Here is a 10,843-nt window from a genome sequence, read left to right as displayed (position 1 = left end):
GCTTCTTGGAGTTCTTTATCGTGTTTATCCTGAACTTGTTTGAGTTCTTCATTGTGTTTGTTCTGAGCTTCTTGGAGTTCTTTATCGTGTTTATCCTGAACTTGTTTGAGTTCTTCATTGTGTTTGTCCTGAACTTGTTTGAGTTCTTCATTATGTTTGTTCTGAGCTTCTTTGAGTTCTTCATTGTGTTTATCCTGAGCTTCTTTGAATTCTTGCTGAGTCTTTTGAAGCTCTTCTTTGTTTTGTGAGAGTTCTTGCTGAGTTTTTTGTAGTTCGCTCTCATTTTGTGTCAGTTTATCCTGAGCTTCATTGAATTTGCCCTGAAGTTGTTTGACTTCTTCATTGTGTTTATCCTGAGCTTCTTTGAGTTCTTGCTGAGTCTTTTGTAGTTCGCTCTGATTTTGTGTCAGTTTATCCTGAGCTTCATTGAATTTGCCCTGAAGTTGTTTGACTTCTTCATTGTGTTTATCCTGAGCTTCTTTGAATTCTTGCTGAGTCTTTTGAAGCTCTTCTTTGTTTTGTGAGAGTTCTTGCTGAGTTTTTTGTAGTTCGCTCTGATTTTGTGTCAGTTTATCCTGAGCTTCATTGAATTTGCCCTGAAGTTGTTTGAGTTCTTCATTGTGTTTATCCTTAGCTTCTTTGAGTTCTTGCTGAGTCTTTTGTAGTTCGCTCTGATTTTGTGTCAGTTTATCCTGAACTTCTTGGAATTTGCCCTGAACTTGTTTGAGTTCTTCATTATGTTTATCCTTAGCTTCTTTGAGTTCTTGCTGAGTCTTTTGTAGTTCGCTCTGATTTTGTGTCAGTTTATCCTGAACTTCTTGGAATTTGCCCTGAACTTGTTTGAGTTCTTCATTATGTTTGTCCTGAACTTGTTTGAGTTCTTCATTATGTTTGTTCTGAGCTTCTTTGAGTTCTTCATTGTGTTTATCCTTAGCTTCTTGGAATTCTTGCTGAGTCTTTTGAAGCTCTTCTTTGTTTTGTGAGAGTTCTTGCTGAGTTTTTTGTAGTTCGCTCTCATTTTGTGTCAGTTTATCCTGAACTTCTTGGAATTTGCCCTGAACTTGTTTGAGTTCTTCATTATGTTTGTTCTGAGCTTCTTTGAGTTCTTCATTGTGTTTATCCTTAGCTTCTTGGAATTCTTGCTGAGTCTTTTGAAGCTCTTCTTTGTTTTGTGAGAGTTCTTGCTGAGTTTTTTGTAGTTCGCTCTCATTTTGTGTCAGTTTATCCTGAGCTTCATTGAATTTGCCCTGAAGTGCATTGTGTTTGTCCTGAGCTTGTTTGAGTTCTTCATTGTGTTTGCCCTGAAGTTGTTTGAATTCTTCATTGTGTTTGTCCTGAGCTTGTTTGAGTTCTTCATTGTGTTTGCCCTGAAGTTGTTTGAGTTCTTCATTGTGTTTATCCTTAGCTTCTTTGAGTTCTTGCTGAGTCTTTTGTAGTTCGCTCTGATTTTGTGTCAGTTTATCCTGAGCTTCATTGAATTTGCCCTGAAGTTCATTGTGTTTGTTCTGAGCTTCTTTGAGTTCTTTCTCATTTTGTATCAGTTTATCCTGAACTTGTTTGAGTTCTTCGTTGTGTTCGTTCTGAGCTTTTCTGAATTCGCTATTGAGCGATATTTCCTGTTGCAACTTACTATTTAATTGAGAATTTTTTAATTCTAATTCAGCAATTTGTTGTTGTAATAAAGTACTATGCAAGTAAAGTTCACTATTACGTTCCGGTTGATGTGTCGATTTTTCTAAATCTTTTTTTGTTATACTGCTATGAAGTGAACTTTCATTATCAAATTGTTTAGCTTCGTTGTTTTGTGCAATCTCTCTCTTTAGTTCAATTATTGTAGTTTCGTTACCAGAAATTGTATTATGTAATCTATCGATTTCTTGTTGTAACCTTGTATTTTCTTGTTGTAGAGTTGTATTTTCTTCTTGAGATTGTACATTATTCTTTATGTCTTTAGCTATTCGTGTATTATGGCTTTTGCTATTTTCTAGAGCTTGCTTTGTTTCTTCAAGTAAAGTACCGTTCACTAGTAATTCTTTTTGCATTTGCTCAATTTCTAATTTTTTTCTCTTCAGCTCATCATTTGCTCTATCTATATCAGTATTATACTTATTTTCTTTTTCTTTATATGAGCTTTGTAGTTGTAGTAGTTGATCATTGTTGATGCTTAGCTTTTGTTCTGCATCTTTTAGCTTTTTACTTACTATTTGTAGTGCTTCGTCTGTTTGTAATATTTGCTGATCAGCTCTCGTCTTTTCTTCTTCTAAGGAGTCGATCTTTTCAAAAAGCTCTTGATTCTTGTTGCGTAACTCTTCTATTGTCGGTTGCAAATTATTATTTTCCTCAATCATATGCATTACTTTTTGTAGCATATCATTAGTGATTATAGCGTGGTCATCATTACTTTCATGGCCGAATTCGAGTATATTTTTGATATCACTTACTTTTATATAATCATCTTCACCTTGAGAGTTAAAAAATTCCACGACTTTTCTCAGATGTTCTTTATCTTCTATATCTAGTGGTATTTGCTTATCATCTTTATTATATGTGTTAATTGCATCTTTCAGTTGTTGTACATCTATATATCCATTCTTATTTTTTAAAGCTTCTGATAGAGCGTTTTTAAAATCACTATCTTGTCCATTTTTTTGCATTTTCTATTTTTTTTAACCTCTTCTTTATAAATTATAGGTAATTTTTTATAAAAAATCAATTTTTCTCAACCTAATATCTTTGATAAAATTTCATTTGTCAATATAGTGGGTAATATCATTTTAGTTCCATTTTTTCTATACAATATGGTAAAAGGTATGCCATTACTGTTGTGTTCCATTATGTATCGTGAAATTTCATCTGATTGATTTGTGTAATCTAATTCTATTAATCCTATAATATCGTTATGATTATTCATAAATTTATTTAATGCTATCTTATTGACTTTGCACGTAATACACCAATCTGCAGTAATATTTACGAGTACTAATTGATAGTGTTTTTGTTTTTCTTGTATTTGAAATTCTATGCTATTTCTACTGATACTTACTGTTATATTATCGTGAAAAGTATGATACATGATGTAGGTGAAAGGTAATGCAAGCATTATACCTTTCATTATTGAGTGCATAATATGAATCCATCCCCGTGATGTAGGTAACATTACCCAAAAGGCATAGTACAGTATCTTATATTTTTCATATTCCCTATATTGTGTATACTTAATTTTTACCATTCTAGCTATTTTGTATATTGATTTTCTAGTAAATGATATTTGAAGTAACAATATCAAACTCATTGCAATTGAATATGGTATGTATTTCATTTGCTGAGCTAATATATACAACAGCCAGCAATAGGTGACGATAATGGGGAGTATTAAAAATAAGATTATACCTTCTGAAATAATACTACTCCTAGGTATAAATTTTATAAGTCTCGAAAAGCATAACAGTACAATATATGGAGAAGCGACTCCTAGTCCAGCAATTATATGTATCGCTATTATAAAAATATATCCTTGACTCATAGAAAATGCTATAGCTGGCGCTAAGAATGGACCTGCACAGGGAATTGCCAGTAATGTAGTACTTAACCCGAATGAAAAGCTTAAGAAGTATTCATTTTTTAAGATAGAGAATTTATTGATTATATTATTGATAAATGGCGGAATCATAATATAGCTGTTCTTATTAAGAGATTGATTAGCAAAGTACATCATTACTAATGCTAAAAATGTAACAAATATTGGAGACTGGAAGTGCATTCCCCACCCAAAAGATAGTCCGCAGTACTTTAGAAATATAGTAATAATTCCGATACTAGCGAATACCATTAATACCCCACATGATATTGCTATAATGTGAAGTATTAATACTCTTTTGCTGTATGATGAATACTTAAAAAGAGATGATATTTTGATTGATATAACAGGTAATACGCATGGCATGCCGTTGAGTAGGAATCCACTTATAAAAGCCCCAATGCATATAAAAATTATTGTGATTAAATCACTATTTCTTCGATGTTCTATAGTGATCGCACGTCTTTCTATTTTACATATGTCATTTGCGCAGAATGAGTATCGTAATTCAAGAATAGCGTCATATTCGTATATTGAATAATTAAGTTTATTAACTTTTATTTTTATTTGTACTGGGAGTTTATAATATGAGTACGGTATTGCTGTACCATCTATATGTTTTGTTGAACCCTGAGGGGTAGGCCATATTACTTCTATTGCATCTACATTATAGCTTTTTTCTTTATTTAAAGTGATTTCAAAATTTTTCCCAATACCACTTTTATTATGAGAAAATAGCTCAATAAGTGGTAAATTTGAATTGAAAGAAAGTTCTATATAATCATTTTTCTTTTCAAATGATACATCAATATCGTTTTTTGTTGATGCATTAGTATGAGAGGGGGTTAAGAATGCTGATAGTACTAGTGCAATAAAAAACGAGATGCCGAGAAGCGAGCGAGAGGAAGTTATATGCATGTTGTCGTAATAGCGTATTTACAAAAATAATAATGCAAGAGTGCTCTTATCACAAGCTGATGATTATTTTTCACCTAATATAATTATTTCTTCTTCTAGATAAATATTAAATTTACTCTTTACCATGTTTTTCGCTAATAATATCAGATTTTCCACGTCTGTTGCAGTGGCTCCATCTTCTGTTACAATAAAATTTGAGTGCAAAGTAGAGAAATATGCATTACCGACTCTCATTTGTGTTTCGCATGCCTTTTGAATTAAAAACCATGCTTTATGGTTTGTAGGATTTTTAAATGTAGAACCAGCAGTCCTCGCACTTGGTTGCGTAGCTTTTCTTATATTGCTGATTTCTTGGATTTTATCTGCAATCTCTGTGTGTACACCGCTTTCATGGCGAAACAATGCTTTGGTAAAGATGTACTTCTCTTTTAAAGAGTTACTTCTATAACTATATCCGAATTTTTTTACATCTATCATTTCTTCCTCTCCCTTTAAATTAATACATATTGCTGATTTTAATATTTTCGAAATGTCATTTCCAAATGCCCCAGCATTCATAGTAAGCATTCCTCCAATGGTGCCAGGTATACCTGAAAAAAATTCGAAATTTGCTATAGAATTTTCTAACCCAAAGTTTGCTAGTTGGAGACCTGATACTGCAGATCCAGCAATTACCCCATCATCTGTAATTTTCATCTCTCTAAATCCTTTTCCAAGTCTTATTGTTACCCCTCTAATTCCTTTATCTCTTATTAGGATATTGGACGCTAAACCTATAATTGTAATAGGTATTTGGCTATCTATTTGCCGAAGAAAATACTTTAAATCATCTTCGTCGTGTGGAGAAAATAGCACATCTGCACGTCCACCAACTCGAAGCCATGATATTTTACTGCAATCGAAATCAAACTTGTATTCCCCTCTTACGTTTGGCAGATTGTACATCTTTTCTATATTATGTTAGCTAATATTGGTGTCTGAACACTTTTCATTTTGCAATTCTAATTCAATAGTTGCATGTTGTATCTTATGATGTTTTAGAAGAAATGCTTTTACTTCTATTATTATATCTTGCTTCTTTTCTAGGAAAGTTATTTGAGCGGAGGATGGTAATACAATATGCATTGTACACATTACATAATTCTCATTTAACATCCACATATGTAAATGGTGCACATCAACCAACTGAAAATGTTCTATTAGTGAGTTAGTGACACATTCATCTTTGACATGTTGCGGCCTTCCTTCAAGCAGTATGTGAAGTGATTCTTTTAGTAAGCCTATAGTCATCATTGTTATATTAATGGACAATATAATAGAAATTACAGCATCAAAAATAGTATTTTTTGTATAATAAATAAGTACTCCTCCTATAATAGCTGCTGTTGAAGAAAGTAAGTCACCTAATACATGAAAAAGTGCTCCCTTTATATTTAAATTAAAAGAGCTTGCTCTTTTAAGAATAAAAAATATTAAACAGTTTACTAATAATCCTATAGTTGATGTGATGATCATGAGTGAAATGTCGAGGTGTGCGACATTTCTCTGCATAATAACTTCGTATATTGCTTCTTTTATTATAGCAACGGCTAAGCATATGAGGATAATTCCATTTGCGAAAGCTGCTATTACTTTGATTCTGCTATATCCAAACGTTCTGTATTGATCTGCCGATCTTAATGATATTTTCTCTGAAATGAGTGATATTAGAAGAGAGCATAAATCCGTCAGCATATGTGTTGCATCTGCAAGTAGCATCAATGAGCCAGATATTGAACTTGCAATAAACTCGCATATCATGAATGTTCCTACTATTATAGCAGAAATCAGCAGAGAGTTTTTAGCATCTAAATTTAGTATCATCGTATACGGTGAGCTGCATGCTATTACATCGTAGCAAAAAAAAATACATTTGCAAAAATTGCACATCCAAATATGCTAAACTGCAATGATTTTTATCACAGTATTTAGTATTTTTTAACTACTTATTAATAATGGATTATTTATTAAAGTGAAAGATAGTTTCGTAAAAAAAGTCTTCAGCGATGTCAATGAAAAGTATCGCATTATGAATGACATCATGTCATTTGGTATTCATAGGTTGTGGCGTAGAAAGTTTATGGAATGCTTTGGTGATGTAGAGGCTAAAATTCTTATTGATGTTGCTGGGGGAACTGGTGATATAGCTAAAAGATTTATTAAAAAAGGTGGAGAAAAAGTATTAGTAGTTGATAATAATCAAGATATGCTCAAGAGAGGTTTGATGGACGTGTTAGATTCTGGTGAGTTGTTTTTATTAGACAGTATAAAATGGGAATTAGGAGATTCCGTTGATTTAAATGTAAGCGAGCAGTTTGATTTTTATTCGAATGCATTTGGTCTAAGAAATAGTAGTAGTTATATGGATACAATATCCAATTCTTTCAAAGTAGTGAAGGGAGGAGGGAAGATTCTTTTTATGGATTTTCTCAATCCACGATATGAAAAACATTCTGTTTTGATGACCGCACATGAGCATTATTTGCGCTATATAATACCAGTATTAGGTAAAATATTTGCAAATAATTATGATGCTTACCACTATCTTTCGAATAGTATAATGGGATTCGTATCTAGAGAATGGATATTAGACATGTTAGCGAAATTTGGTGGGTGCAATATCAAATGCAACGTGATGAATAATGTGTGTGCGATATATAGTTGTACAAAACCCTGATGTCATACTGTTTTATGCATCATGAGAGCTATTGTAGCAGAAGCAGCTATACTATCATTTACTTTTGCTGAGCAGTCAAATTTCCAGAAATTTCCTCTAGATTTATTAATTATAGCTTCTAATGCTACTGAGTCGCCAGGTATGACCATTTGTTTGAATACGGCATTTTCTATACTTACTAAAAATCCAAGATTTTCTGTATTGTTGCTTTTATGTGATATTGCTATTCCAGCGACTTGTGCCATTGCTTCTATTAGGAGAACTCCTGGTACTATTGGTTTTTCAGGAAAGTGTCCAGAGAAAAAATGTTCGTTAATAGTGAAATTTTTAATCCCCCTTATACTACTATCAGAAATCTCTAAAATTCTATCTACTAATAGAAAAGGATGCCTGTGAGGTAGCTTGCTTTTGATCCAATTTATATCGTAAATCATTGATTTTTAGAGAATTTATACTTAACACTACTCTTTACTTATATATGAAACGTAGAATTTTTGTAAAGATGATAGAGGCTAAGTATATTGACTGGGAATTAGTAATAGGTCTTGAAGTGCATGCACAGCTTGTATCAAAGTGGAAACTTTTTTCTAATTCTATTTCTGCATCTGAAAGTAATACTAATGCTGTGCCGAATAGCAATACTAGTTTGCATGACATAGCTCTTCCTGGTGTATTGCCGATACCAAATTTTAGTTGTATTGAGCAAGCTATAAAGGCTGGACTTGCACTTGAAGGAAAGATTAGTGCTGTTTCTTCATGGGATAGAAAGCATTACTTTTATCCTGATTTACCACAAGGGTATCAGATCACTCAATCTACGCAGATAGTTACAGAGGGCAGAATACCTATTATTGTAGATGGTATCAAGAAGTTTATTGGAATGAATGAGTTGCATATTGAGCAGGATGCCGCTAAATGCGTACATGGAGATGGTATTACATATGTAGATTTTAATAGATGTGGGACTGCTCTTATAGAAATTGTCACAAAACCTGATATAAGGTCAAAAAAAGAAGCTGTAGAATGCTTTAAGAATCTCAGGGCAATTCTAATATGTATAGGAGTTTGTAATGGAAATATGGAGAATGGTGATATGCGATGCGATGTTAATATTTCTGTGAGAAAAAAGGGTGATGAAAAATACGGTACGAGGGTTGAGATAAAAAACTTGAATTCAACTAAAAGTATAGTAGATGCAATTGATTACGAGTATAAGAGGCAAATTGATATCATTCAAAATGGAGGGGTGATATTAAACGAGACAATGTTATTTAATGGAGTAACTATACCAATACGTTCAAAGGAAGATGTAGCAGATTACAGGTATATCAAAGATCCGGACTTAATGCCTATATATATAGGAGAGGAAGTTGTAAAAAATATCAAAGAGAGTATTCCTGAGCTTCCTATGGAGAAGTTAATGAGGTATGTTACGCAGCTAGGAATAAAGGAAGCGGAAGCATCTATAATAGCTTCAGAGCCTTTGATTGCTAAATATTTTGACGAAGCGGTATTAGGTTATGTTAGTACTCCGCAAAATGTAGCAAATATTGTAACTTGTGAATTATTTAGAATAATTGAGAAATATAAAATTTCACCACAAGAATTAGGACTTGCTCCAAAAATGCTATCAGATTTATGTGTAATGATAGAAAAGGGGGCAATTTCATTTAGTGCAGCTAAAAGTATAGTAAATGAAATATGTGATGTTAATTCTCCATATTATCGCAAAGAGCCTTCATATGTGGTAGATGTGATGGATTTGAATCAAATTTCTGATGAAGAAGAGCTTATACAAATGGTAAGTGAAGTGCTGAAGGAAGAGCAAAATGAAGTAGAGAGATATCGAAATGGAGAAGAAAAATTATTGGGATATTTTGTAGGGAAAATAATGAAAAAATCTAAAGGGAAGGGTAATCCAGTGAAAATCAATGAGCTTTTATTAAAAAAATTAAAAGAAGGTGACATATAAAGATAATCTTTGCTATAATAATTTATATATTATTCTTATCATTGATAATGGTAGATTATATTCTTGTCGCTAATACTGGTTCTTCTAGTTTGAAGATTACTGCGAGTCCTTTCAATAAAGATCAAGGGATAGATGTTGTAATGCATGTAGATTTTTTGTTAAATAGTACTTCTTGTTCTGTAAAATATGGTGAATTCGTAAAAGATATAGAGATTCAAAATGGTACAGATGCAATAAATTTTTGTATTGAGTATATACAAAAGCACTATAATGCAAGATTTATAGCTATGGGACATAGGGTTTTACATGGTGGAACTGAAATGCATGGCTTATTACCTATAGATGTAGAAGTGCTAGCGAAAATCAAGGAGCTCGTAAAATTTGGTCCTTTACATCAACCATATGCGTTAGAAAATATAGAGAAATTAAAAAATTCTAATATACCGCAATACGCATATTTTGATACTAGTTTCCACAGAACGATTCCTATGCATCGTAGGGTATATCCTATACCTCAACAGTATACTAAAGATGGTATAATAAAATATGGTTTTCATGGTATTGCTTACGAAAGTGCAATGTATAGCGTTTCTAATACTTTACCTGGTAAAGCTGATTCTAAAATAGTAATTGTTCATATGGGAAGTGGAGTTAGTGCTTGTGCGATTAGTGAAGGAAAAAGTGTTGATACTACAATGGGACTTACGCCACTGGATGGTTTTATGATGGGAACAAGATGCGGTGCAATAGATCCGGCAATCCCGTTATTAATGCAAGAAATTTATAAAATCTCTGCTATCGAAATACATCGTATGCTAAATAAGGATTCAGGTTTAAAAGCAATATCAGGTATTAGTAATGATATGAGAAAGCTCTTAAATAGTAATTCAGAAAGTGCTAAATTTGCGATAGAAGTATTTATGTATAAAGCTGTAAAAGAGATTAGTGGTTTGATTGCAATTTTAGGAGGGGTAGATGTGTTAGTTTTTTCTGGTGGGATTGGTGAAAATTCATCTTATATAAGAAAGAGAATAGTAGATGGATTATCTGTGTTCGGGTTATTGCTAGATGATCTAATGAATGAAAAGTGTTCAACTCTAATTTCGCCGAAAAGTAGTAAAACTGATATTATTATTGCAAAAGTTAACGAAGAGTCGATAATAATCGATCATATCAGAACATTCATTCAGAATAATCGGTGACAGATGCATCATTTCTGCCTTCGTATATAGGAGTAGGGGTGGATATAGTAAATATACATAGAGTAGAGAGGATACTTTTTGAAAATGGTACAAGATTTCTCAATAGGGTTTTTACAAAAAAAGAGATAGAGTACTTTTTTAGTAAATACCGAGAGTATGTAAAAGAAGATTTTACATTTACCATGAATCCCGATGAATTAGCTACTCAAAATGTGATGATAGATATTGCGAGTTATATTGCTAAGAGATTTGCAGCAAAAGAATCATACTCAAAGGCTTTAGGTTGTGGGATCTGTATCAATTTAAAATTTTGCGACATGGAGATTTTGCAAAATGATAAAGGTGCACCTTTTTGGAGTGATGACACAAAATTTGCAGGAGAATTTTACACCGCTCTTTCTATGAGTGATCAGTACCCATTTGCAATAGCCAATACAACTCTCATTAGAAGATAAGGT

At 32.6% G+C, this 10,843-nt stretch carries 9 protein-coding genes; 4 read left to right on the top strand and 5 right to left on the bottom strand.

Translation table 11 applies throughout. The annotated features are described in order from the left end of the window. The 4 genes from Fokcrypt_RS02655 to Fokcrypt_RS02640 form a co-directional block, all read right to left on the bottom strand. A partial coding sequence (locus Fokcrypt_RS02655) for a hypothetical protein (RefSeq protein WP_323721994.1) occupies window positions 1-2,654 on the bottom strand: 2,654 nt, incomplete at its 3' end. 65 nt (window positions 2,655-2,719) lie between these two features. Continuing rightward, window positions 2,720-4,495, bottom strand: a complete 1,776-nt coding sequence (locus tag Fokcrypt_RS02650) for a protein-disulfide reductase DsbD family protein (protein ID WP_323721993.1) — start codon at window positions 4,493-4,495, stop codon at window positions 2,720-2,722. Between the two features lie 63 nt (window positions 4,496-4,558). Beyond that, window positions 4,559-5,440, bottom strand: a complete 882-nt coding sequence (gene murB / locus Fokcrypt_RS02645) for a UDP-N-acetylmuramate dehydrogenase (protein ID WP_323721992.1) — start codon at window positions 5,438-5,440, stop codon at window positions 4,559-4,561. A 15-nt stretch (window positions 5,441-5,455) separates the two neighbouring features. Then, a complete protein-coding gene (locus Fokcrypt_RS02640; RefSeq protein WP_323721991.1) occupies window positions 5,456-6,358 on the bottom strand; it encodes a cation diffusion facilitator family transporter in 903 nt (300 codons plus the stop codon). Between the two features lie 148 nt (window positions 6,359-6,506). On the opposite strand from Fokcrypt_RS02640, the gene Fokcrypt_RS02635 reads away from it, so the two are divergent. Further along, window positions 6,507-7,211: a ubiquinone/menaquinone biosynthesis methyltransferase gene (locus tag Fokcrypt_RS02635; protein WP_323721990.1), complete on the top strand. Its 705-nt coding sequence runs from the start codon at window positions 6,507-6,509 to the stop codon at window positions 7,209-7,211. A 2-nt stretch (window positions 7,212-7,213) separates the two neighbouring features. Here the strand turns inward: Fokcrypt_RS02635 and fabZ are convergent, their stop codons facing one another. Beyond that, window positions 7,214-7,645, bottom strand: a complete 432-nt coding sequence (fabZ, locus tag Fokcrypt_RS02630) for a 3-hydroxyacyl-ACP dehydratase FabZ (RefSeq protein ID WP_323721989.1) — start codon at window positions 7,643-7,645, stop codon at window positions 7,214-7,216. 44 nt (window positions 7,646-7,689) lie between these two features. Between fabZ and gatB the strand changes: the two genes are divergently transcribed. The 3 genes from gatB to Fokcrypt_RS02615 are packed head-to-tail and all read left to right on the top strand — an operon-like array spanning window position 7,690 to window position 10,840. After that, complete coding sequence (gene gatB / locus Fokcrypt_RS02625) at window positions 7,690-9,183, top strand: Asp-tRNA(Asn)/Glu-tRNA(Gln) amidotransferase subunit GatB (protein WP_323721988.1); 1,494 nt, start codon at window positions 7,690-7,692, stop codon at window positions 9,181-9,183. A gap of 47 nt (window positions 9,184-9,230) precedes the next feature. Continuing rightward, entirely contained in the window at window positions 9,231-10,385 is a 1,155-nt protein-coding gene (locus Fokcrypt_RS02620) for an acetate/propionate family kinase (protein WP_323721987.1), read from the top strand. After that, entirely contained in the window at window positions 10,382-10,840 is a 459-nt protein-coding gene (locus Fokcrypt_RS02615) for a holo-ACP synthase (protein ID WP_323721986.1), read from the top strand. Before Fokcrypt_RS02620 ends, Fokcrypt_RS02615 begins: the two co-directional genes overlap by 4 nt. Window positions 10,841-10,843 lie beyond the last annotated feature (3 nt).

It is taken from the genome of Candidatus Fokinia cryptica (assembly GCF_034359305.1).
In the GTDB taxonomy this organism is placed as follows: Bacteria; Pseudomonadota; Alphaproteobacteria; order Rickettsiales; family Midichloriaceae; genus Fokinia; species Fokinia crypta.
Note: the sequence above shows the minus strand (reverse complement) of the source record. Positions and strands in the feature narration are given on the sequence as shown.